Here is a 21,733-nt window from a genome sequence, read left to right on the forward strand (position 1 = left end):
GCCATGGCCCAGCCAGCGATGACCCAGCAAGCGGTGCTGAAGGAGCTCGAGACGCGGATGCAGCAAGCCATCGACGCGCTCGCCCGGGAGTTCGGGTCGGTGCGCACCGGTCGCGCCAACGCGTCGCTCCTGGACTCGATCCGCGTCGAGGCCTACGGCAATCTCACTCCGATCAACCAGGTGGCCTCGGTCTCGGTGCCGGATCCGCGCACGATCATGATCCAGCCGTGGGACGCCACGCAGCTCAAGGAGATCGAGAAGGGTATCGCCAAGTCCGATCTCGGCATCACCCCGAGCAACGACGGCAAGGTGATCCGGCTGACCATGCCGACCCTGACCGAGGAGCGGCGCAAGCAGCTGGTGAAGACGGTGGGCAAGTTCGCGGAGGACGCGCGAGTCTCGATCCGCAACGTGCGGCGCGAGGCCAACGACCGGCTGAAGGCCCTCGCCAAGGAGAAGAAGGTCTCCGAGGACGAGGAGCGTCGCGGCCACGACCAGATCCAGAAGGCGACCGACCGCTTCACCGCCAAGGTCGAAGAGCTGACCAAGAAGAAAGAACAAGAAGTACTGACGGTCTAAGGCGGCCGGCCCGACCGCACGCAATCCCGCGGAATCGCAGCCGCTTTTCGTTCGTATCGACGGGTTTTTCCTGGCAATTCATGAGGCCCTCACGTAACATGCCCTGATATGGCTGCGAAGGCCGGAGTAGACGCCTCGGTGGCGGATCTCTCCACGCTGCACGAGGATGCGCTCCGTCAGCGGATCCTCACCCGTCCCGTCCCCCGTCACGTGGCGATCATCATGGACGGCAACGGGCGCTGGGCCACCAGCCGGGGGTTGCCGCGGGTCGCCGGGCACGGCGAAGGGGTCAAATCGCTCCGCAGCGTGGTGCGCGCGGCCGGCGAGCTGGGCGTGCAGTTCCTCACCATCTACGCCTTCTCGTCGGAAAACTGGCAGCGACCGCCGCACGAGGTGTCCACGCTCATGACCCTGCTCGAGCGCTCGATCGAGCGTGAGCTGCCCGAGCTGATAGAGCGCAACGTGCGCTTCCGCGCCATCGGGCGCCCCGACGGCGTTCCCCCGCGGGTGGCCGCGGGCATCCGGCGGCTCATGGACACCACCGCGGGCAATACCGGGCTCACCCTGCTCATGGCCTTCAACTACGGCGGGCGGGACGAGATGGTGGACGCGGTGCGCGCGCTGGCGCGGCAGGTCCAGAGCGGCGCCCTGCGCCCGGAGGACATCGACGAGGTCCGGGTCTCGCGCGCGCTCTACACCGACGGCGTGCCCGATCCCGACCTGCTGATCCGCACCAGCGGCGAGCAGCGTCTCTCCAATTTTCTGCTGTGGCAGATCGCCTACACCGAGCTGTGGATGACGCCCATCCTCTGGCCGGACTTCGGCGCGCGCGAGTTCTGCATCGCGGTGGCCGAGTTCCAGCAGCGCAATCGGCGATTCGGGAGAGTCTGATTGTCGCGGGCGCAGGACGCTCCGTTCACGCGGCCGGCCGAAGCCGCCCGCCCGTCGCGCGGCGCGGCGCTGGGGCGGCGCTTGCTCAGCACGGTGGTCCTGCTGCCGCTCTTCGTGTGGATGGTGGTCGCGGGGCCCCGATGGCTGTTCGGATCGATCATGGTGCTGGCCGGAGCCCTCGGCCAGTGGGAGTTCACCGGCATGTTCGAGCGGGCCGGCATCTCGAGCTTCCGCTGGCTCGGCCTGCTCGGCGGATCGCTGGTGACCGCGAGCTTCGCGCTGCCGCTTTCCGAGCAGGTCACGCTCACCGCGGTGGTGCTCACGTTGCTGGTGGCCGGGCTGTTGCGGGGCAAGACAGGGCGCACGTGGGAGCCGGTGGCGGTCACCCTGCTCGGCATCGGCTACGTCAACTGGCTGCTCGGCTACGCGTTCTGGCTGTACGACCTGCCCGACGGCGTGAAGTGGGTCCTGCTGCTGGTGTCGGTCACCTGGCTCGGCGAGACGGCGGCCTACGCAATCGGGTCGACCCTCGGCCGTCATAAGCTCGCCCCGGTTGTCAGCCCGCGGAAGACGGTGGAGGGTGCGCTCGCGCAGCTGATCGCCTCGGTGCTGGGCGCGCTGGGTGCGCGCGCATGGTTCTTCCCGAGTCTCTCCATGGAGAGCGCGATCGCGGTGGGGCTCCTGCTCGGCGTGGTCGGGCAGATCGGTGATCTGGTCGAGTCGGCGATCAAGCGCGGCCTCAACACCAAGGACGCCGGCAGCCTGATTCCCGGGCACGGCGGTATGCTGGACCGGGTGGATAGCCTGCTCGTCAACACCCCGGTACTCTTCTACTACGCCACCTACGCGAGGACCCTGGGCACATGAAGCGCGTGACCGTGCTGGGCGTCACCGGATCGGTCGGCCGGCGCACGCTGGAGCTGGTGGAGCATTTCCCGGACGCGTTCCGCGTGGAGGGCATGGCCGCGCGCGGCTCGAACCCCGAGCTGATCGCGGAGCTGTGCCGCCGTCACCGGCCCCGGGCGCTCGCCCTCACCGACCGGAGCGCGCTCGATACGGTGGCCCGCGCGCTGCCGACCCCCCGACCCGAGTTGCTCGCGGGGCCCGAGGGCCTCGTGGCCATCGCGGGACAGGTGGACGCCGACGTGGTGCTCTCGGCCATCGTGGGCGGCGCCGGCCTGTTGCCGACCATGGCGGCGATCCGGACCGGCAAGCGCGTCGCGCTCGCCAACAAGGAGACGCTGGTGATGGCGGGCAGCCTGATGACCGCGGCGGCCCGCGAGCACGGGGTGTCGCTGCTGCCGGTGGACTCCGAGCACAGCGCGGTGTTCCAGTGTCTCGAGGGGCACAATCGCGACGAGGTCCGCCGCATCCTGCTCACCGCGTCGGGCGGCCCGTTCCGCACCGTGAAGGCGGAAGACCTGGGCCGCGTCACGGTGGCGGAGGCGCTCAACCATCCCACCTGGCGAATGGGCGCCAAGATCACGGTGGACTCGGCGACGCTGATGAACAAGGGCCTCGAGGTCATCGAGGCGCGATGGCTGTTCGACGTCCTCCCCGAGCAGGTGCAGGTGGTCGTGCACCCGCAGTCCGTCATTCACTCGATGGTCGAATACGTGGACGGCTCGGTGATCGCCCAGCTCGGCGTGCCCGACATGGGCATCCCGATCCTCTACGCGCTCACCTATCCGCGGCGCCTGCATTGCCCGGCCGAGCGCCTCGACCTCACCCGCATCGCCTCGCTCTCTTTCGAGGAGCCGGACGTGGAGCGGTTTCCGTGTCTGGCCCTCGCGCGCCAGGCCCTGCTCGAAGGCGGGTGCGCCCCGGTGGTTCTCAACGCGGCCAACGAGGTCGCGGTGGCCGCGTTCCTGGAGGGGCGGATCCGGTTCACCCAGATTCCCGAGCTGATCGCGGACGCGCTGGCCAAGGTGCCGGCCCGCGCGCTCGATAGCATCGACACCTGCGTGGACGTCGATACCCGCACGCGGGCGACGGTGCGCGACTGGCTCCCCGGCGGGGTGACCGCCGCGGTGCGATAGCGGAGGCGGCGGTGGCAACGCTCCAGATGCTCGTCTCGTTCGTGGTGGTGCTCGGCATCCTCATCCTGGTGCACGAGCTCGGCCATTTCTTCATGGCGCGGCTCGCCGGCGTCGGCGTGGAGCGCTTCTCCATCGGATTCGGGCCGGTGCTCTGGCGGGTGCGGGGCAAGGAGACCGAGTACTGCGTCTCGGCCATCCCGATGGGCGGCTACGTCAAGATGATGGGCGACGACGAGAACCCGCTCGAGGGCGGCAAGGGCGTCGCGATCGATCCGGCCAAGGCGTTCAACACCAAGCCGCTGATCGCGCGCTTCCTGATCGTCTTTGCGGGCCCGGCCATGAATTTCATCCTGGCCGCGGTCATCGCCGCCCTGATGTTCATGCTGGTGGGACGTCCGGTCGCGCCCGCGGAGATCGGCCGCGTGACCGACGGCGGGCCCGCGGCCCAGGCCGGGCTCAAGACCGGCGAGCGCCTCGTCGCGGTGGACGGCAAGCCGATCCAGTACTGGGAAGACCTCGCCCGGGTCGTGCAGTCCACGGGCGGCCGCGCCCTCTCGGTGGCGGTGCGAGGGCCGAGCGGCGAGCGCACGGTGACCCTCACCCCGGCGCCGGCCAAGCGCAAGGACCTCTTCGGCGACGAGCAGTCGGTGTGGGAGATCGGGGCCACGCCGTACGTACCGGCGGCCATCGGGGACACCGTGTCGGGCGATCCCGCGGACGCGGCGGGCCTCAAGCCGAACGACGTGGTGACTGCGATCGACGGCCAGCCGGTGCTCTCGTGGGACGAGCTGGCCGATAAGATCCACCAGCGGGCGGAGCAGCCGACCCGCCTCGAAGTCAAGCGCGGGGGCGAGACCGTGGCCGTCACGGTGACGCCCAAGAAGGGGAAGATTCCCGGCCCGGACGGGAAGGAGACCGAGGTCGGGCTGATCGGCATCCGGCCGAGCGGCGCGGTGACCTTCGTCCGCTCCAACCCGATCACCTCGCTCTGGGACGGCCTCGTCTGGTCGGTGGACGTGACCGCGAAGACCGCGATCGGGCTCTACAAGATCGTGGTGGGTCAGCTCGACCGCAGCAACATCGGCGGCCCGATCCAGATCGCCAAGACCGCCGGCGAGCAGGCGCGGCAGGGCATCGTGAGCTTGGCCCTCTTCACGGCGGTCATCAGCATCAACCTCTTCCTCCTCAATCTGCTGCCGGTGCCCATGCTCGACGGCGGGCACCTGCTCTTCTTCGCCTTCGAGGCGGTGCTGGGGCGGCCGCTGTCGGTGCGCAAGCGCGAGGTCGCGCAGCAGGTCGGCTTCGCCCTCCTGATGTTGCTCATGGTGTTCGCCTTCTACAACGACTTCAAGCGGATCGGACTCTTCTGATGGGACAGTACGAGCGGCACGTCTTCGTGTGTACCCAGGGCGACACCTGTCCCGCCCAGGCCGACGTCGAAAAGTTCGTCAAGACCCTCCGCACCGGCGTCGCCACCGCGGGCCGCCACGTCGAGGTCCGCGTCAACAAGGCGGGGTGCTTCTCGCAGTGCGGCCACGGCCCCATGATCGTGGTCTACCCGGAGAACGTCTGGTACGGCGGCGTCCAGGAGAGCGATCTGCCCGACATCCTCGAGTCGCACATCCTGAACGGCGTACCGGTCGAGCGCCTGCTCTACGCCCCGGGCGTGAAGGGCGCCAACAAGGTCAAAGAGAAGGACAAGACGTAGCCCCCATGCGGTGGACCCGGTCGCTGATCCCCACGCTCCGGGACGATCCCGCCGACGCAGAAGCCATCAGCCACAAGCTGATGGTGCGCGCCGGCCTCGTCCGCCAGCTCGCGGCCGGCATCTACGTCTACCTGCCGCTCGGCCTTCGGGTGCTCGAGAAGGTCAACACGATCATCCGCGAGGAGATGAACCGCATCGGCGGGCAGGAGCTCGAGATGCCGGTGCTCCAGCCCGCGGAGATCTGGCAGCAGTCGGGGCGCTGGGACGCGATCGGCAGCGAGATGTTCCGGCTCAAGGATCGGTACGGACGCGACATGTGCCTCGGCATGACCCACGAGGAGGTCATCGCGTGGCTGGCCGCCCGGGAGATCCGCTCGTACCGGGACCTGCCCCAGATCTGGTACCAGATCCAGACCAAGGAGCGGGACGAGGCGCGTCCACGCTCCGGCGTGCTGCGCACCCGCGAGTTCCTGATGAAGGACTCCTACACGCTGGATCCCGACGCGGCCGCCCTCGAGGTCTCCTACAACGCGCACAAGGACGCCTATTGCCGTATCTTCGATCGCTGCGGCGTCGGCTACGTGGTGGTGCAGTCGGACCCGGGCATGATGGGTGGCTGGGGCTCGCACGAGTTCATGGCGCCCAGCGCGGCCGGAGAGGACGACGTGGCGCTCTGCGACGCGTGCGGGTACGCGGCCAACGTGGAGCTGGCCCGCGGCGTGCCGAGGCCGCCCGCCTCGTCGGGCCCCGCGAAGGGCGAGGTGGCCACGCCGCACGTGCGCACCATCACCGAGGTCTCGGCCCTGCTCAGGATCGATCCGAGCGCGACCATCAAGTCGCTCGTGTTCATCGGTCCCGACGGGCCGGTGCTCGCCCTGGTGCGCGGTGATCACGTCCTGCACGAGCGCAAGCTCGCGCGCGCCTTGAAGGCGGAAGCCCGGCCCGCGCATCCCGACGAGGTCCGGCAGCATCTGGGCGTTGCGCCGGGCTCGATCGGGCCGGTGGGCGTACACGGGGCCCGCATCGTCGCCGACGAGTCGCTCCGCGAGGGTCGGTACGTGGTGGGCGCCAACCGCGAGGGCGTTCATCTGACCGGGGTCACGCCCGGGCAGGACTTCACCTGCGAGTGGGCGGACCTGCAGGTGGCGCTGGCCGGGGAGGGCTGTCCGAGCTGCGGCAAGCCGCTGCGCATCGTGCGGGTCATCGAGATCGGCAACATCTTCAAGCTCGGCACCACGTACTCGGTTCCCCTCGGAGCGATGTACCTGGACGAGGGCGGCAAGCAGCAGCCCATCGTGATGGGCTCCTACGGCATCGGTCCCGCCCGGATCGCGGCGGCCGCGGTCGAGCAGCGGCACGACGCCGACGGCATCGTGTGGCCCTGGGCGATCGCCCCCTTCCACGTCCACCTGGTCCCGGTCGCGGTCAAGGATGCGGCCCAGATGGCCGCCGCCGAGGAGATCTACCGGGACCTGCGCGCGGCCGGCTTCGACGTGCTGATGGACGACCGCGAGGAGCGCGCGGGGGTCAAGTTCAAGGACGCGGATCTGCTCGGGATCCCGATCCGGGTCACGGTGGGCAACGCGCTGGCCAAGGAGGGCGTGGTGGAGTTGCGGCAGCGGAGCACCCGGACCGATCGCCGCGTCCCCCGGGACCAGGTCGTGGCGGCGGTGCAGGAGATGGCGAAAACGATTTCATAGTCAGCGGGTGCCGTCTTTGCGGGGTCGTGCCCTTGCGGGGGTCGGGTCCCTGTGCTAAAGTCCTGAAAAAAGTGGGCCGGTGCCCACTTTTTTTTGTGGGGGTCTCGGCGTGGCGGACGATGCACAGTGGCTCGGCCAGATCGAGGCGGTCGTGCTGCCGGTGCTCGCGTCGCGTGGCATGAGCCTGGTCGACAGCGAGTGGCAGCGCGAAGGACGCCGGTGGGTGCTCCGGCTGTTCGTGGACAAGCCGGGTGGCGTGGGCATCGCGGACTGCCAGGCGTTCAGCCGGGAAGCCGGTGACGTGCTGGATGTCTCCGGGCTGATCGAGCCCTCCTACGACCTCGAGGTGTCCTCGCCGGGGCTGGATCGGGTCCTGAAGAAGGACCGAGAGCTCCGCTGGGCCATCGGTCGTGACGTGCACTGCTGGGTGAGCGAGCCGGTGGACGGCCGGATGGAGTTCTCGGGCCGCCTGGCCGAGGTCTCGACGGCTGTGCTTATGCTGGAAGAAATGCCGGGGGCGCGGCGGGAGATTCCGCGGCGGCTGGTGACGAAGGTCAAGCTCGAGCTGACCGCCTTCGGCCGTGCGAAGCGATGATGAACAAAGATCTCATCTACGTGATCGAGCAGATCGGGCGAGAGAAGGGGATCAACAAAGAGGTCCTCTTCGAGGCGCTGGAGTCTGCCCTGCTGTCGGCGTCCAAGAAGACGATGGGCGCGGCGGACAACGTCCGGATGCAGATCGACCGGCAGAGCGGCACCCTGCGGGTGTTCGCCCGCAGGAAGGTGATGCCGGCGGTGACCGATCCGAAGCTCGAGATCACGCTGGAGGAGGCGCGGCGGCTCAATGGCGAGGCCCAGCTCGACGACGAGATCGAGATCGAGCTGGCGCCCCAGGAGTTCGGGCGCATCGCGGCCCAGACCGCCAAGCAGGTGATCCTGCAGCGGGTCCGCGACGCGGAGCGGGACGCGGTGTACTCCGAGTTCATCGATCGGGAAGGGCGCATCGTCCGCGGCACCGTCCACCGCATCGAGAAGCGCAACGTGGTGGTGGAGCTGGGCAAGGCCGAGGCCGTGATCACCGAGCGGGAGCAGCTGCCCGGAGAGCGGTACAACCCGGGAGACCGGCTGCGCGCCTACATGCTCGAGGTCAAGAAGACGGCCAAGGGGCCGCAGATCCTCCTCTCGAGGACCCATCCGGGCTTCCTGGTGCGTCTGTTCGAGACCGAGATCCCGGAGATCACCGAAGGCATCGTGCTCGTGAAGGCGGCGGCCCGCGAGCCGGGCGAGCGCGCCAAGGTCGCGGTGGCCTCGACCAAGCGCGACGTGGATCCCATCGGGGCCTGCGTCGGCCTGCGCGGCACCCGCATCCAGGTGATCAGCCGTGAGCTGCGGGGCGAGAAGATCGATATCGTGGAATGGTCGCCGGATCCCGCGGTGTTCGTGGCCCGCGCGCTGTCGCCGGCCAAGGTGTCGTCGGTCACCGTGTCGGAGCCGGAGGAGGGTGACGCTCACGACGACGGCCGCCCCGAGGGTCGGTCGGTCCTGGTGATCGTGCCCGACAACCAGCTCTCGCTCGCCATCGGCAAGAAGGGGCAGAACGCGCGGCTGGCTGCGAAGCTCACCGGCTTCCGCGTGGACATCAAGAGCGAGGGGGAGATCGAGGAGGATCGGCGGCGAGAGGAGCAGGAGCGCCTCGAGGGTCGCGAAGGCCTGGCGAGCCTGCCCGGCGTCGGGCCTCAGCTGGTCGACCGCCTGGTGGACGCGGGTCTACACTCGCCGGACCGGATCGTGGCCGCGGGCATCGTGGCCCTGCAGGCCCTGCCCGGCGTGGGGGAGACGAAGGCGAGCGCGATTCTGGCCGCGGCGACCGCGTGGGTCGCGGAGCATCCGGCGATGTCGGCGAGCGACGACGGGCCGGAAACTCCGGAGGCCGAACCCGGGGGCTCGGAGATCCAGCCGAACCATCTGGAGCGCTGACGCGAGAGGGCGATCGGGGATCAACGGCCCCGAGGCCAACGGCCCAGAGGTCGACGGCTGGTCAGGCCAGGGGCCCAAGGGGCTCCGGCCAAGTCCGCCGTTGCGGACCTGCATCGCCTGCCGGACGGTGCGGGCGAAGGCGGAGCTGATGCGGCTGGTGCGGGACGGGGAGGGCACGGTGCGGGTGGACCGTGAGGGAAGGGCGGCGGGTCGGGGCGCGTACGTGTGTCCTACCGTCGAATGTCTGGAGAAGGCGCTGCAGGCGGGGAAGCTCGGTCACGCGTTCAAGAAAGCGAGCCGGCCTCCGCACGAGAGCGCGGCGAGTATTCTGGCGAACAGGACGAGGAGGTAGGCGCGCGTGGCGGCACGGGTAAAGGTCATCGACCTGGCGAAGGAGCTGGGCGTCACCAGCAAGGACTTGATCGTGGCGCTCGAGGGCATGGGCCACAAGGGCATGCGGGCGATGAGCCCACTGCTCGCGGCGACCGCCAATGAGCTGCGCGTCAAGCTCGGCCGCGGCCGCGAGCTGCCCCCCGAAGCCAAGCCCAAGCGCGTGCCGAAGCCGAAGGCGGCCGAGGGCGAGGGGACCGCGACCGCCCCGAAGAAGCGCACGAGCACCAGGAAGGCGGCGGCCGCCACCGTGACCGAGGAGGCCGACACGGCCGTCGAGATCGCGGCCGCCGTGCCGCTCGAGGCGCCGAAGCCGGCGGCCACGATCATCCGGCCCGCTCCCGCTCCCATGTCGACGCCCACGTCCGTCGAGATCGCGCCGGCTCCTCCGGTCGTTCCTGCAGCCCCGGCGCCGCCCGTCGCGCCGCCGCCGGCCCCGCCGCGCCCCGTGGTGCCGCCGAGCCCCGCGCCGTCGGTCCGTCCGGCCGCGGCCGCGCCGCCCACCGAGGTGAAGCCGGCTCCTGCGCCGCCGGCGTCGCCCCGGCGCATGCCCACGCCACCGCCTCCGCGCACCGTGGTGCCGCCCGCCGCGCCGCCGCGTCCGGCTGTGCCGCCGCGCCCGGCCGCGCCACCGATTCCGGCCCGCCCGGCCGCCGCGGCGCCGCCCGCGCCGCCCAAGCCGGCCCCGGCGCCCGCCCCGGTGGCGCCGCCCGAACCGCAGGAGATCAAGCGCGAGCTGATCAAGCTGCCGGAGTCGGTCACGGTGGGGGAGCTGGCCGCGGCCATGCGCCGGAAGACGACCGAGGTGATCAAGGCCCTGCTCGACCTGGGCGTGATGGCCACGGTGAACGAGGTACTCGATCCCACCGCGGCCAAGCTCGTGGCCGACAAGTTCCACTTCGACGTCGAGGTGCGATCGCTCGAAGGCGACGTGATCGAGGAGGAGGAGTCGGATCCGGCGCAGCTGCGGCCCCGGCCGCCGGTGGTCACGGTGATGGGCCACGTCGACCATGGCAAGACCTCGCTGCTCGACGCGATCCGCACGACCAAGGTGGCCGAGCGCGAGTTCGGCGGCATCACCCAGCACATCGGCGCCTACCAGGTGGACACCAGCCACGGCAAGGTCACGTTCCTCGACACGCCGGGCCACGAAGCGTTCACCGCGATGCGGGCGCGCGGCGCGCAGGCCACCGACATGGTCATCCTGGTGGTCGCGGCCGACGACGGGGTGATGCCCCAGACCGTGGAGGCGATCAACCACGCCCGGGCGGCGAACGTGCCGATCCTGGTCGCGGTGAACAAGATCGACAAGCCGGGCTCCGACCCCGACCGGGTGAAGCGCGAGCTGTCCAACCACGGTCTGGTCCCGGAGGATTGGGGCGGACAGACCATCTTCATCCACACCTCCGCGAAGCGCGGCGACGGCATCCCGCAGCTGCTCGAGATGACCGCGTTACAGGCCGAGATCCTGGAGCTGCGCGCCAACCCGGCGCGGGCGGGCCGCGGCGTGATCGTGGAAGGGCGGCTCGACCGCGGCCGCGGTCCGGTGGCCACCGCGCTCATCCAGTCCGGCACGCTCAAGGAAGGCGACGCGGTGGTGGTGGGCTCCCACTCCGGTCGCGTGCGCGCGATGTTCAACGATCGGGGCAAGAAGGTGAGCAGCGCGGGGCCCTCGGCGCCGGTCGAGATCCTGGGGCTTTCCGGCGTGCCGCAGGCTGGCGACACCATGCTGGTGGTGTCCGACGAGCGCAAGGCCCGGCAGATCGCCACCGTGCGTAGCGAGCGCGACCGCCTGAAGGGTAAGAGCGCGGCGCGGGTCACCCTCGAGGACCTGCACAAGCAGATCGCGGCGGGCGAGGTCAAGGAGCTGCGCCTGGTCATCAAGGCCGACATGCAGGGCTCCGTCGAGGCCCTCACCGAGTCGCTGGAGCGGCTCTCCACCGACGAGGTGAAGCTCAAGGTCATCCACAGCTCGGTGGGCACGGTGACCGAATCGGACGTGATGCTGGCTTCCGCCTCCAACGCCATCGTGCTGGGCTTCAACGTGAAGGCCGACCCCAAGGCGGCGACCCAGGCCCAGGCCAACGGCGTGGACATGCGCAGCTACAACGTCATCTACGACGCGATCAATGACGTGAAGGCCGCGCTCTCCGGCATGCTGGCGCCCGAGATCCGCGAGGTGGTGCTGGGCCGAGCCCAGGTGCGGCAGCTCTTCCCGATCTCCAAGGTGGGCACGATCTACGGCTCCGCGGTCACCGAGGGCAAGATGGTCCGAGGGGCCAAGGCCCGCATCAAGCGCGGCGAGACCGTCCTGGGCGAGAGCACGGTCTCCTCGCTCAAGCGCTTCAAGGACGACGTGCGCGAGGTGCTCCAGGGCCTCGAGTGCGGGATCGGCATTGAGGGCATCAAGGGCGTGCAGCCCAACGACGTCATCGAGGCCTTCACCACCGAAGAGGTCGCTCGGACCTTGTAGCGATGTCGGGCGCGCGGGTGGCGGTCGGCACCGTCGAGCTGCACCTGCCCGACGTGGGATCGCTCAAGGGCAAGCGCCACGCGCTCAAGGGGCTCAAGGACACGCTGCGCCGCCGCTTCGAGATCTCGGTCGCCGAGGTGGACCATCACGACGTCTGGCAGCGCGCGACGCTCGCGCTGGCCTGCGTCTCGGGAGACTCCCGTCACGCCAACGAGGTGATCTCGAAGGCGATGGACTACATCGAGGACCACGTGGACGGCTACGTCACCGACATTCAAGTCGAAGTCTTGTGAGCTGCAGCCGAAGGCGAGGCGAACGCATTTGAAAGTTCGGTGAGCTGCAGCCGCAGGCGAGGCGAACGCATTTGAAAGTGGGGTTCAAGGTTCGGGAGAGGTCACGATGCAAGGCAAGCGACTCGAGCGGGTGAATCAGCTGATCAAGGAAGAGATCTCGATGCTGGTCCAGCGGCAGCTCAAGGACCCGCGGCTGGGCTTCGTCACGGTCACCGAGGTGGACACGAGCCCCGATCTCAGGCACGCCAAGATCTACGTCTCGGTGCTGGGCCCCGAGGCGCAGTGGGCCGCGTCCTTCAAGGCCCTCGAGAGTGCGCGCGGCTTCATCTGGAGCTGGCTCCGTCGTCATCTCGCCCTGCGGGCGACCCCGGAGCTGCTCTTCCGCCCCGACCGGTCCATGGAGCACGCGGCCCACATCCAGTCGCTGCTCGCCTCGCTGAAGAGTCACGACGCCGATGGCCCGGAGCGCGACTGAGATGAGCCCCGACGCCGCAAGCCTCACCGTGGTCGCCCCCGAGCCGCCGGCGCGCCTGCTCGAGCTCCTCCGCCGTCCGCGCGGCGAGGCCCTCATGCTGGGCCACGTGCACCCGGACGGCGACGTGCTCGGCACCCTGCTCGGGCTGGGTCTCGCCATGGAGCGTGCCGGATGGACGGTCAGCTACGCGGGCCCCGACCCGATTCCGGAGGTGCTCGACTTCATCCCGGGCGGCGACCGCTGGCGGGTCTGGCGGAAGGCGCCGCGTCGCTTCGAGACGATCGTGCTGACCGACTGCCCCAACGACGGCCGCACCGAGGGCCTGCTCGAAGGTGTGCGCGGCCCGGACAGTCAGGTGCTCAACATCGATCATCATCCGGACAATCGCCGCTACGGCACCGTCAACTGGATCGACCCGTCCGCGGCGGCCACCGGCGAGATGGTCTTCGACCTGCTGACCGCGCTGGAGTGGCCCATCGGACGGGACATCGCGCTCGGGCTCTACACCGCGGTCCACACCGACACCGGGTCGTTCCGCTACTCGAACACGACGCCGCGGACGTTCCGCATCGCGGGCGCGCTGACCGCGGAAGGCGCCGAGCCGGCGCTGGTCACCGACCGGCTGTACCAGCGGCGCCCGAAGGACGCGCTGCTCACCCTGGGCAGCCTGCTCGGCCGGGTCGAGGTCAGTGAGGACGGGCTCATCGCGACGCTCACCGTGCCCGATGGAGCGGCCTCCGAGGAGTTCATGGCTGCGGAGGACCTCGTCACCTATCCGCGCTCGATCGCGGGCGTGAAGGTGGCGGTGTTGCTGCGCGCCGAGCCCGACGGCCGCGTGAAGGCGAGCCTGCGGGGCAAGGGCGATGTGCCGGTGAACCGTATCGCGCACCAGTTCGGCGGCGGCGGTCACGAGAACGCGGCGGGGTGCACGCTGGCCGGCCCGCTGGCCCAGGCGAAGACGACCCTCCTGGCCGCGGTGAGGCAGGCGCTCGACGGCCGGACGCCGTGAGCGACCGGCCGCGCTCCGGGATCCTGCCGGTCGAGAAGGGCCCGGGAGTGACGTCGTTCCAGGTGGTGGCCCACCTGCGACGGATTCTCCGAGCGCCCCGCATCGGCCACGGTGGCACCCTCGATCCGGCGGCGACGGGCCTGCTCCCGATCCTCATCGGCGAGGCCACGAAGCTCACGCCCTATCTGGTCGATCTCGACAAGGAGTACGTGGCCACCGTGCGGCTCGGGGTCACCACGGAAAGCCAGGATCTCTCCGGAGCGGTGATCGAGACGCGGCCGGTCCCCGCGCTGGACGCGGCCGCCATCGAGGCGGCGCTGTCGCCGTTTCTCGGCGTCATCCGGCAGGTGCCGCCGATGTTCTCGGCGCTCCGGAAGGGCGGCAAGCGCCTCTACGAGCTGGCCCGCCAGGGCGTCGAGGTCGAGCGTGACCCGCGCGAGGTCCGGATCGACAGCATCCACCTCGAGTCGCTCAGCCTACCCGACTTCGTCATCCGCATCCGCTGCGGCAAGGGCACCTACGTGCGCACGCTCGCCGCCGACGTCGGCGCCGCGCTCGGCTGCGGCGCGGCGCTCGCCGGGCTCGTGCGCACCCGCGTCGGCCCCTACGCGCTCGCCGATGCGGCCCCGTGGCACGAGGTGCGCGAGGCCCGCTCGGGAGACCGGCTCTGGGCCCGGGTGCAGCCGCCCGACAGCGCGCTCGGCGCGCTCGCCCCGGTGCGTCTCGATCCGGCCGCCGCGCGAGCGTTCGTCCACGGCCAATCGGTGCCCGTCGAGACGCGGGCCGCCGGCCGGCTGCGGGTCTACGGGCCCGAGGGCCTGCTCGGGGTGGGGCAGGGGCTGGGCGACCGGGTGAAACCCGAGCGACTCCTTCATGCGGATCCTCCGCGACCTTCAATTCTTCCCGCCTGATCTGCGGCCCTCGGTGGCCGCGCTCGGCGCGTTCGACGGCATTCATCTCGCCCACGCCAAGATCCTCGACACCGCGGTGGCGCGCGCGCGGGCCCTCTCGGTCGCCGCGGTGGTGTGCACCTTCGATCCGCATCCGACCGCGGTCCTCAGACCCGAGCGCGCCCCGGCGCCGATCGGGACGCTGGACGAGAACCTCGCCCGCATCGCCGAGCGCGGCCTCGACGCCACCCTGGTCATCCCGTTCACGCTCGAGTTCTCCCACATGGAGGCCGAGGCCTTCGTGGACGAGGTGCTGGTGAACACGCTGGGCGTGCGCGAGGTGGTCGTGGGCTTCAACCACACCTTCGGCCGCGGGGCCCGCGGCACCGCCGCGCTGCTGCGCGACCTGGGGACCGGCCGCGGCTTCGTCACCCACGTACTGCCGCCGCTCCAGGTCAACGGGCTGACCGTGTCGTCCAGCGCCATCCGCGACGCGCTCCGCGACGGCGACGTGGACCTGGCCGCGGCGCTCCTGGGCCGGCCGTACTCGGTGACCGGAACCGTCCAGCGGGGCGCCGGCCGGGGCCGCACGCTCGGGTTCCCCACCGCGAACCTCAGGCCCGACCGGCCCCTCGCGCTGGCCGGAGGCGTGTACGCGGCGCGGGCCCGGTGGGACGGCCGGCACGCCGATGCCGTCGTCAACATCGGGTACCGCCCGACCTTCGAGGAGTCGCAGTACTGGATCGAGGCCTACCTCTTCGACTTCTCCGGGGACCTCTACGACCGGGCCCTGACGCTCGATTTCCTCGGGCGGATCCGACCCGAGATGAAGTTCCCGGGCGTGGACGCTCTCAAGGCGCAGGTCCAGGCCGACATGGGGGAGGCCCGGCGGCGGCTGCGCGGGCAGGCCGACACACCACCCGCGGGGTGAGCGGTTGAACGGCTCACTACCGCGTGTTACACTCCGCTCTGTTCTGACGCGGATTTGAGTGGTCCAACGAACCCGTCCCAACGGAGCCGCGGTCGGGGCCCTGGGGACGTGGCGATTGGGGGGGGAACCCCCGGGAGGAATCGGCATGCGGCTGTCCCAGGACAAGAAGAAGAGCCTCATCGAGCAGTTCAAGGTGCACGAGGGCGACACCGGCTCGCCCGAGGTCCAGATCGCGCTGCTTTCCGAGCGCATCAACGGCCTCACCGACCACTTCAAGACCCACCAGAAGGATCACCATTCCCGTCGCGGGCTGCTGATGCTGATCGGCAAACGCCGGGGCCTTCTCGAGTACCTGCGCAAGAAGGACTCGGAGCGCTACCGAGCGGTCACCGAGAAGCTCGGGATTCGTAAGTGACCGCAGACCCCGATCGGATCGAACTCACGCTCGCCCGGCCCCCTAGGCCTCTTCAGACGAACACTTCTCTTCGAGACGTACCCACCAGAGCTGCCACCACAGTTGGAGGACGCTGACCGTATGACTCACTCCGTGCAAATTCAAGTCAACAACACGCCGCTGACCATCGAGACCGGCAAGGTCGCCAAGCAGGCCGACGGCGCCGTGGTCGTTCGCTGCGGCGGCACCATGGTGCTGTCGACCGTGGTCGCCACCAAGACCGCGCTCGAGGGCCGCGACTTCCTGCCCCTCACCGTGGAGTATCGCGAGAAGGCGTACGCGGGCGGCCGCATCCCCGGCGGCTTCTTCAAGCGCGAGGGCCGACCGGACGAAAAGGAGACGCTGACCTGCCGGCTCATCGACCGGCCGCTGCGGCCGCTCTTCCCCAAGGGCTTTCGCAACGAGATCCAGATCATCAATCTGGTCATCTCCGCCGACAGCGAGAACGATCCGGACATCCTCGCGATGATCGGCTCGTCCGCCGCGGTCGCGCTCTCCGGGATCCCGTTCAGCGGCCCCGTCGGCGCGGTCCGGGTGGCGCTCGTGGACGGCAAGCTGGTGGCCAACCCGAGCTACAAGCAGGTCGCGGATTCGCCGCTCGAGCTGGTCATCGCGGGCACCGAGGACGCGATCCTCATGGTGGAATCCGGCGGCAAGGAGATCAGCGAGGAGCGGATGCTGGAGGCGCTCGCCTTCGGCCAGGAGCAGTGCCGCGCCATCACCCGGATGCAGAAAGACCTCCTGGCCAAGGCCGCGAAGCCCCGGTGGGCGTTCGAGCCCCAGGGGGCCGATCCCGCGCTGGAGTCGCGCGTGCGCGAGCTGGCCTCGGCCAAGGTCTCGCAGGCGCTCTCCGTGCACGAGAAGCAGGCGCGGGCCCAGGCCCTCGAGGCCATCTTCGAAGAGGTCTTCGCCGCGGTCGGGGGCGGGGACGAGGCCCTGAAGCCGAAGGTCCGGGACTACTTCGAGAAAGTCGAGAAGACCGAGGTCCGCCGGCTCATCGTCGAGAAGGGCATCCGGGTGGACGGCCGCAGCGTCAAGGAGGTCCGGCCGATCTGGGGCGAGGTGGAGTACCTGCCGCGCGCGCACGGCTCCGCGCTGTTCACCCGCGGGGAGACGCAGGCCCTGGTGATCGCCACCCTCGGCACCAAGGACGACGAACAGAAAATCGAGTCGTTCGAAGGGAATATGTATCGCCGGTTCATGCTGCACTACAACTTCCCGTCGTTCTCGACCGGCGAGGTCAAGCGCTTCGGCACTCCCGGCCGGCGCGAGGTCGGCCACGGCGCGCTGGCTCATCGGGCCGTGGAGGCGGTGCTGCCCACCCGCGAGGAGTTCCCCTACACGATCCGCGTGGTGTCGGAGATCCTCGAATCCAACGGCTCGTCCTCGATGGCCACCGTCTGCGGCGCCTCCATGGCGCTCATGGACGCGGGCGCTCCGCTGAAGGCTCCGGTGGCGGGCATCGCCATGGGCCTGGTCAAGGAAGGCGACAAGGTCGGCATCCTGACCGACATCATGGGCACCGAGGACCACTACGGCGACATGGACTTCAAGGTCGCGGGGACCGAGAAGGGCATCACCGCGCTGCAGATGGACATCAAGATCGGTGGCGTGTCGGTCGACATCATGCGCCAGGCTCTGGCCCAGGCGCGCGAGGCCCGGCTGCACGTGCTGGGCAAGATGGCGGAGATCATCAAGGGGCCCCGGCCCGAGCTGTCCCCGCACGCGCCGCGCTTCCTCACCATCAAGATCCGCCCGGAGAAGATCCGCGAGATCATCGGCCCCGGCGGCAAGGTCATCCGCGGCATCCAGGAGAAGACGGGAGCCAAGATCGACGTGGAGGACGACGGCAAGGTCACCGTGTTCTCCCCGAGCAGCGAGTCGGCCCAGATGGCCATCGGCATCATCCAGGACATCTGCCGCGAGGCCGAGCTCGACCGCATCTACGTCGGCAAGGTCAAGAGCATCAAGGAGTTCGGCGCCTTCGTGGAGATCATCCCGGGGAGCGAGGGTCTGCTGCACATCTCGCAGATCGCCGAGAATCGTATCCGCTCGGTGGGTGACGTGCTCTCCGAGGGCGACATCGTGGCGGTGAAAGTCATCGAGATCGACGGCAACGGCAAGATGCGCCTGTCCCGCAAGGCGGCCCATCGAGACCAGCCCGCGGTCACCGAGCAGGAGAAGCTCAAGATCGCGCCCGCCCCGGCGGGGGGCTCTGCCTAGTGCCCCATCGCAAGAGCGCGCTGCCCAACGGCATTCGTGTCGTCACGGAGACGATGCCGCATGTGCGCTCGGTGGCGGTCGGCATCTGGGTGGAGACCGGCTCCCGCATGGAGCCGGAGCCGCTGGGCGGCATCTCCCACCTGATCGAGCACCTGGTCTTCAAGGGCACCGCGTCCCGCTCCGCCGAGGACATCGCCCGGGCGATCGACTCGGTGGGCGGCCAGATGGACGCGTTCACCGCCAAGGAGCACACCTGCTTCTACGTGAGCGTGCTCGACGAGCACCTGCCCCTCGCCGTCGGGCTGCTCACCGATATCCTGCGCCACCCGCTGTTCGCGGCGGCGGATATCGAGAAGGAGAAGGCGGTGGTGCTCCAAGAGATCAAGATGGTCGAGGACACTCCCGACGACCTCATCCACGATCTCTTCGCGGAGCAGATCTGGGCCGACCATCCGCTCGGGCGTCCGATCCTGGGCCGCTGGGACGTGGTCAAGCAGTTCGATCGCGACACCGTGCTCCGCTACTTCCAGCGCGAGTACACCCCCGGCCGGATCGTGGTCGCGGTCGCCGGCAACGCGGAGCACGAGCAGGTGGCCGACCTCTTCGCGGCCGGCTTCGACGGTTGGGGTGAGCCGACCGAGCCGCACCGCGTTGCGCCGCCGGTGATCCGCCCGGGCGTGCACACCGTGCGGAAGAGCCTCGAGCAGGTCCACCTGCTGGTCGGCCTCCCGGGGGTCGCGGACCTGGCCCCGGAGCGCTACGCCCTCTACCTGCTGAACGACATCGTGGGGGGCAGCATGTCCTCGCGCCTCTTCCAGGAGGTACGCGAGCGCCAGGCCCTGGTGTACTCGGTGCACTCCGGCCAGCAGGCCTACCGGGACGTCGGCCTCTTCTACGTGTACGCGGGGACGGACCCGGCGAATTTCGGCAAGGTGATGAACGCGCTGATGAAGGAGATCCGCTCGCTGAAGAAGGACGGGGTCACCGCGGACGAGCTGCGCCGCTCCAAGGACCACCTCAAGGGCAGCCTCATGATCTCGCTCGAGTCCACGTCGTCTCGGATGAATCGCCTGGCTCGGCACGAGATGCGCTTCGGCTCGTTCATGACCATGGACGAGATGCTGGGCGCCATCGATGCGGTGCGGATGGAGGACGTCGACGCCTTGATCCACCGCGTGCTCGACGAGGAGCAGCTGTCGCTCATGACCCTCGGGGCGGTCAACCGCCGGCACTTTCCCCGGGGGCTGTTCCGCTCCTAGCGAGGCGCGCCATGATCTCCCGCTACGCGCGGCCCGAGATGGCGAGGATCTGGACGGCGGACGCGAAATACGAGGCGTGGCTGCAGGTGGAGCTGGCGGTGTGCGAGGTCTACGCGCGCCGCGGGCTCATCCCGGTGGACGCGCTGGGGCGGATCAAGGCCCGGGCGCGGGTGCAGGCCGCGCGGATCGACGAGATCGAGGCCACCACCCGCCACGACGTCATCGCGTTCCTGACGAACCTGGAGGAGGCGCTGGGGGCCGACTCGCGCTACGTCCACATGGGGCTCACCTCCTCGGACGTGGTCGACACCGCGCTGGCGCTGCAGCTTCAGCAGGCCTCCGACCTGCTGCTGGCCGGGCTCGAGCAGTATCGCGGCGCGGTGCGGACGCTGGCGCTGGCGCATCGAGAGACGCTCTGCGTCGGCCGCACGCACGGCATCCACGCCGAGCCCATGGTGTTCGGGCTCAAGGCCGCGCTCTGGTACAGCGAGGCCGGCCGCAACATCGAACGGCTGAGGCGGGCCCGCGAGGCGGTGCGGGTGGGCAAGCTGTCCGGGGCGGTGGGGACCTTCGCCCACGTGGACCCCGACGTCGAGGAGGAGGCCTGCCGGCTGCTCGGCCTGGAGGCGGACCCCATCTCGAACCAGATCGTGCAGCGCGATCGGCACGCCGAGTTCTCGGCCACCCTGGCGATCATCGGGGCCTCGCTCGAGAAGGTGGCCACCGAGATTCGCTCGCTCCAGCGCACCGAGGTCCTGGAGGCGGAGGAGCCGTTCACCGCCGGCCAGAAGGGCTCGAGCGCGATGCCGCACAAGCGCAACCCGGTCTCGTGCGAGCAGGTGTGCGGCCTGGCCCGGCTGGTCCGCACCAACGCGCTCGCCGCGGTCGAGAACGTGGCGCTCTGGCACGAGCGCGACATCAGCCACTCGTCGGTGGAGCGGGTGATCCTGCCCGACTCCACCTGCCTCGTGGACTACATGCTCCACCAGATGACGCGGATCCTGGACGGCCTGCAGGTGTACCCGGAGCGCATGCGGGAGAACATGGACCGGAGCTTCGGCCTCCTGTTCTCCCAGCGCGTGCTCCTCAAGCTGACCGACAGAGGGCTGCCCCGGCAGAAGGCCTACGAGATGGTGCAGCGCAACGCGATGACCGCGTGGCGGGAGCGCACCGCGTTCCACGACCTCCTCGCCGCCGACCGGGAGATCGGGGCGCACCTGACCGCGGCCGAGCTGTCCGAGTGCTTCGATCCGGCCTGGTACCTCCGCAACGTGCCGGCCATCTACCGTCGCGTGGGGCTCGCGTGAAGGCGCGGGTCCTGGTGCGGCTCAAGCCGTCGATCCTGGACGCGCAGGGCGCCACCGTGAAGCGGGCGCTCGCCGGTCTGGGCTTCCACGAGGTGCAAGACGTGCGCGTCGGCAAGGTCGTGGACGTGGAGCTGAACGGCCTCGGTCCCGAGGAGGCGCGCCGCCGCGTGGACGAGATGTGCGCGCGCCTGCTCTGCAACCCGATCATCGAGGACTTCACGGTCGAGATTGGCGAGGCGCAGCCGTAAAGCAGGGCGAGGTGCAGCCGAAGGCGAGCCGAGCGCATTTGAAAGAGCCTTTAAGGTCTTCCGCATTTGAGCTCTCCAGCGCTGTGCCCTTGTCAGATCGTGAAGTGCAGGTTAGAGTGACGGGGTAGTGACTAAAGGAGGAACACACGGTCCCATGAACTTCGGCGTGGTGATCTTCCCTGGCACCTGGAGTGACTGCGATTTTCACTACGTCATCAGCGAAGTGCTCCACCAGCCCGTGCGCTACGTCTGGCATCGGGATGCCAACCTCGCCGACTTCGACTGCCTGATCCTCCCCGGCGGCTTCTCCTACGGCGACTACCTGCGGGCGGGGGCGGTGGCCGGCCGGTCGCCCGTCGTGGAGGCGCTGCCCGAGTTCACCGCGCGCGGCGGTCTCGTCCTCGGATCCTGCAACGGATTTCAGATCCTCTGCGAGGCCGGGCTGCTGCCCGGCGCGCTGATGCGCAACGAGTGCCTGCAGTACCGCTGCCAGTCGACGTACCTGCTGGTCGAGAACGCGGACACCGCGTTCACCCGGGCGATGCGCCCGGGGCAGGTGCTGAAGATGCCGATCTCGCACGGCGAGGGTAAGTACCACGCCGACGCGGACACCCTGCGGCGGCTGCGCGCGAAGAACCAGATCGTGTTCCGCTATTGCACCGAGCACGGCCGCGTGGTCAAGGAGGCCAATCCGAACGGCTCCCTCGACAACATCGCGGGCGTCATCAACGACGAGGGCACCGTCCTCGGCCTGATGCCGCATCCCGAGCGGGCCGCGGAGGCGGCGGTGGGCGGTACCGACGGCACCCTGATCTTCAACTCGATTCTCGGCACCCTCGTCGAAGACGGCTCGTTCCTGAAGCGGTAGGCCACGTGACAACCCAGTG

General features: G+C 69.7%; 22 protein-coding genes. All 22 read left to right on the forward strand.

All coding sequences use genetic code 11. The features are described 5' to 3' along the window. Positions 1-3: 3 nt before the first annotated feature. Positions 4-579: a ribosome recycling factor gene (frr, locus tag VKN16_00335; GenBank protein ID HME92644.1), complete on the forward strand. Its 576-nt coding sequence runs from the start codon at positions 4-6 to the stop codon at positions 577-579. Positions 580-687: 108 nt separating this feature from the next. Next, positions 688-1,470 carry an isoprenyl transferase gene (locus VKN16_00340; GenBank protein ID HME92645.1) on the forward strand — a complete coding sequence of 261 codons (783 nt, stop codon included), beginning with the start codon at positions 688-690 and terminating at the stop codon, positions 1,468-1,470. After that, the gene (locus tag VKN16_00345) at positions 1,471-2,337 is read left to right on the forward strand and encodes a phosphatidate cytidylyltransferase (protein HME92646.1); all 867 of its coding nucleotides are present in this window, start codon (positions 1,471-1,473) and stop codon (positions 2,335-2,337) included. Continuing rightward, the gene (locus VKN16_00350) at positions 2,334-3,509 is read left to right on the forward strand and encodes a 1-deoxy-D-xylulose-5-phosphate reductoisomerase (GenBank protein ID HME92647.1); all 1,176 of its coding nucleotides are present in this window, start codon (positions 2,334-2,336) and stop codon (positions 3,507-3,509) included. Before VKN16_00345 ends, VKN16_00350 begins: the two co-directional genes overlap by 4 nt. An 11-nt stretch (positions 3,510-3,520) precedes the next feature. Beyond that, positions 3,521-4,879, forward strand: coding sequence for an RIP metalloprotease RseP (rseP, locus tag VKN16_00355; protein HME92648.1), 1,359 nt, complete (start codon positions 3,521-3,523; stop codon positions 4,877-4,879). Continuing rightward, complete coding sequence (locus VKN16_00360; protein ID HME92649.1) at positions 4,879-5,217, forward strand: (2Fe-2S) ferredoxin domain-containing protein; 339 nt, start codon at positions 4,879-4,881, stop codon at positions 5,215-5,217. Before rseP ends, VKN16_00360 begins: the two co-directional genes overlap by 1 nt. Positions 5,218-5,222: 5 nt before the next feature. Continuing rightward, positions 5,223-6,917 (forward strand): proline--tRNA ligase, encoded by a 1,695-nt coding sequence (locus tag VKN16_00365; protein HME92650.1) that lies wholly within the window; start codon positions 5,223-5,225, stop codon positions 6,915-6,917. Between the two features lie 109 nt (positions 6,918-7,026). Next, entirely contained in the window at positions 7,027-7,512 is a 486-nt protein-coding gene (gene rimP / locus VKN16_00370) for a ribosome maturation factor RimP (protein ID HME92651.1), read from the forward strand. Next, positions 7,509-8,894, forward strand: coding sequence for a transcription termination factor NusA (gene nusA, locus VKN16_00375; protein HME92652.1), 1,386 nt, complete (start codon positions 7,509-7,511; stop codon positions 8,892-8,894). Before rimP ends, nusA begins: the two co-directional genes overlap by 4 nt. Positions 8,895-8,994: 100 nt before the next feature. After that, a complete protein-coding gene (locus VKN16_00380; protein ID HME92653.1) occupies positions 8,995-9,246 on the forward strand; it encodes a YlxR family protein in 252 nt (83 codons plus the stop codon). A gap of 6 nt (positions 9,247-9,252) precedes the next feature. Next, positions 9,253-11,757 (forward strand): translation initiation factor IF-2, encoded by a 2,505-nt coding sequence (gene infB, locus VKN16_00385; GenBank protein ID HME92654.1) that lies wholly within the window; start codon positions 9,253-9,255, stop codon positions 11,755-11,757. 2 nt (positions 11,758-11,759) lie between these two features. Next, positions 11,760-12,050: a DUF503 domain-containing protein gene (locus tag VKN16_00390; protein ID HME92655.1), complete on the forward strand. Its 291-nt coding sequence runs from the start codon at positions 11,760-11,762 to the stop codon at positions 12,048-12,050. A 106-nt stretch (positions 12,051-12,156) separates the two neighbouring features. Then, positions 12,157-12,525, forward strand: coding sequence for a 30S ribosome-binding factor RbfA (gene rbfA, locus VKN16_00395; protein ID HME92656.1), 369 nt, complete (start codon positions 12,157-12,159; stop codon positions 12,523-12,525). Position 12,526: 1 nt separating this feature from the next. Then, positions 12,527-13,534: a bifunctional oligoribonuclease/PAP phosphatase NrnA gene (locus VKN16_00400; GenBank protein HME92657.1), complete on the forward strand. Its 1,008-nt coding sequence runs from the start codon at positions 12,527-12,529 to the stop codon at positions 13,532-13,534. Beyond that, positions 13,531-14,445, forward strand: a complete 915-nt coding sequence (gene truB / locus VKN16_00405) for a tRNA pseudouridine(55) synthase TruB (GenBank protein HME92658.1) — start codon at positions 13,531-13,533, stop codon at positions 14,443-14,445. The genes VKN16_00400 and truB overlap by 4 nt, the downstream gene beginning before the upstream one ends. Further along, positions 14,408-15,355 carry a bifunctional riboflavin kinase/FAD synthetase gene (locus VKN16_00410; GenBank protein HME92659.1) on the forward strand — a complete coding sequence of 316 codons (948 nt, stop codon included), beginning with the start codon at positions 14,408-14,410 and terminating at the stop codon, positions 15,353-15,355. Before truB ends, VKN16_00410 begins: the two co-directional genes overlap by 38 nt. A 145-nt stretch (positions 15,356-15,500) precedes the next feature. Beyond that, positions 15,501-15,770 (forward strand): 30S ribosomal protein S15, encoded by a 270-nt coding sequence (gene rpsO, locus VKN16_00415; protein ID HME92660.1) that lies wholly within the window; start codon positions 15,501-15,503, stop codon positions 15,768-15,770. 120 nt (positions 15,771-15,890) lie between these two features. After that, the gene (gene pnp / locus VKN16_00420) at positions 15,891-18,032 is read left to right on the forward strand and encodes a polyribonucleotide nucleotidyltransferase (protein HME92661.1); all 2,142 of its coding nucleotides are present in this window, start codon (positions 15,891-15,893) and stop codon (positions 18,030-18,032) included. After that, entirely contained in the window at positions 18,032-19,291 is a 1,260-nt protein-coding gene (locus VKN16_00425; GenBank protein ID HME92662.1) for a pitrilysin family protein, read from the forward strand. The genes pnp and VKN16_00425 overlap by 1 nt, the downstream gene beginning before the upstream one ends. A gap of 11 nt (positions 19,292-19,302) precedes the next feature. Continuing rightward, complete coding sequence (gene purB / locus VKN16_00430; GenBank protein ID HME92663.1) at positions 19,303-20,598, forward strand: adenylosuccinate lyase; 1,296 nt, start codon at positions 19,303-19,305, stop codon at positions 20,596-20,598. Next, entirely contained in the window at positions 20,595-20,846 is a 252-nt protein-coding gene (purS, locus tag VKN16_00435) for a phosphoribosylformylglycinamidine synthase subunit PurS (GenBank protein ID HME92664.1), read from the forward strand. Before purB ends, purS begins: the two co-directional genes overlap by 4 nt. Positions 20,847-21,000: 154 nt before the next feature. After that, a complete protein-coding gene (purQ, locus tag VKN16_00440) occupies positions 21,001-21,714 on the forward strand; it encodes a phosphoribosylformylglycinamidine synthase subunit PurQ (GenBank protein ID HME92665.1) in 714 nt (237 codons plus the stop codon). Positions 21,715-21,733: the final 19 nt, after the last annotated feature.

The organism is Candidatus Methylomirabilota bacterium, from assembly GCA_035315345.1.
Taxonomy (GTDB): domain Bacteria; phylum Methylomirabilota; class Methylomirabilia; order Rokubacteriales; family CSP1-6; genus CAMLFJ01.

Excerpts from the sequence above, each read along its gene's own strand:
- frr (HME92644.1), top strand. The coding sequence starts at position 4 with ATGGCCCAGCCAGCGATGACCCAGCAAGCGGTGCTGAAGGAGCTCGAG.
- VKN16_00340 (HME92645.1), top strand. The coding sequence starts at position 688 with ATGGCTGCGAAGGCCGGAGTAGACGCCTCGGTGGCGGATCTCTCCACG.
- VKN16_00350 (HME92647.1), top strand. The coding sequence starts at position 2,334 with ATGAAGCGCGTGACCGTGCTGGGCGTCACCGGATCGGTCGGCCGGCGC.
- VKN16_00360 (HME92649.1), top strand. The coding sequence starts at position 4,879 with ATGGGACAGTACGAGCGGCACGTCTTCGTGTGTACCCAGGGCGACACC.
- VKN16_00365 (HME92650.1), top strand. The coding sequence starts at position 5,223 with ATGCGGTGGACCCGGTCGCTGATCCCCACGCTCCGGGACGATCCCGCC.
- nusA (HME92652.1), top strand. The coding sequence starts at position 7,509 with ATGATGAACAAAGATCTCATCTACGTGATCGAGCAGATCGGGCGAGAG.
- VKN16_00390 (HME92655.1), top strand. The coding sequence starts at position 11,760 with ATGTCGGGCGCGCGGGTGGCGGTCGGCACCGTCGAGCTGCACCTGCCC.
- rbfA (HME92656.1), top strand. The coding sequence starts at position 12,157 with ATGCAAGGCAAGCGACTCGAGCGGGTGAATCAGCTGATCAAGGAAGAG.
- VKN16_00400 (HME92657.1), top strand. The coding sequence starts at position 12,527 with ATGAGCCCCGACGCCGCAAGCCTCACCGTGGTCGCCCCCGAGCCGCCG.
- VKN16_00410 (HME92659.1), top strand. The coding sequence starts at position 14,408 with ATGCGGATCCTCCGCGACCTTCAATTCTTCCCGCCTGATCTGCGGCCC.
- rpsO (HME92660.1), top strand. The coding sequence starts at position 15,501 with ATGCGGCTGTCCCAGGACAAGAAGAAGAGCCTCATCGAGCAGTTCAAG.
- pnp (HME92661.1), top strand. The coding sequence starts at position 15,891 with ATGACTCACTCCGTGCAAATTCAAGTCAACAACACGCCGCTGACCATC.
- purB (HME92663.1), top strand. The coding sequence starts at position 19,303 with ATGATCTCCCGCTACGCGCGGCCCGAGATGGCGAGGATCTGGACGGCG.
- purQ (HME92665.1), top strand. The coding sequence starts at position 21,001 with ATGAACTTCGGCGTGGTGATCTTCCCTGGCACCTGGAGTGACTGCGAT.